The sequence below is a fragment of the Mycobacterium bulgaricum genome (assembly GCF_041287165.2).
Lineage (GTDB): Bacteria > Actinomycetota > Actinomycetes > Mycobacteriales > Mycobacteriaceae > Mycobacterium > Mycobacterium bulgaricum.
In genome coordinates this window covers 1-826 of sequence record NZ_JBGGKV020000040.1, presented here as the reverse complement: position 1 = coordinate 826, position 826 = coordinate 1, and the positions used below count along the sequence as shown (strand labels likewise).

The window sequence follows — 826 nt, the reverse complement described above, 5'->3', positions numbered from 1 at the left end:
AAGAACAGGCCTTTCCCGAACACTGCACCGACCGCATCAGCACGGCGCTGATCCATCGTGCGCGGGTCGTGTCGACACGGCGTCCCGATCATCGCCACCAACCGCTGATGCATCAACGCGGCATCGACCACACTGACCCGGCCGTGCACCGTGACCGTGCCCTCGCCGCGATCCTCACGGTCCCCGATCACAAAGTAGCGGCCCCGCATCGCCTCCCGGGTCTTGCGCACCGCATCCGGATCATGACGATCGATCCAGAAATCGATGGCCTTGTTCAGACCGTGCTGGGACAGGGTTCCCCACGCCGGGGCGTGCTCAGCGATCTCCGTGTCGATGGCCGCCAACGCCGACTCCGCCACCAAAAACGTGCGCCACGCGATCGTGGCGATCATCGCCCCGGTGATCTCCCCGGCCAGAAACCGTGCCCCCACTTTGGGGAGACGGTCGCGCAAGGTCACGGCCAAATCGATCAGCCCGAGCGCCTTGCCCGCACTGACGATCAACGCACACGACACGACCGCTCCAGCCGCCTCGGAGTCATCGATGACATCGCGCTCCCGAAGCTCACCAGTGCACGCACGCCGATGCACCTCCGCGACCGCCGCCAGCTTGCGGGCCTCCGCAGCCGCCGACACCGCCGCCCACCCCGAAATCGCCCCAGCCAGCACCGCGTCGCTGACAGCACCTAACGCAGAAGGCTCCGGAAGCGATCCATCGAACACGTGTTCGAGACTAGTCGAGCACACCGACATTGATTCTGTTAAGCGGGTTCGGGTGAGGATGGTCTTGCTCGTTCGCCGCCGGTGATGACTCGTCCTCCGACTGG

Annotated in this window: 1 protein-coding gene; it reads right to left on the bottom strand. The window is 65.5% G+C overall.

What is annotated here, in order from left to right; all coding sequences use genetic code 11:
- A partial coding sequence (locus ACAG24_RS29475; protein ID WP_374150818.1) for a DUF222 domain-containing protein occupies positions 1-722 on the bottom strand: 722 nt, incomplete at its 3' end.
- Positions 723-826: the final 104 nt, after the last annotated feature.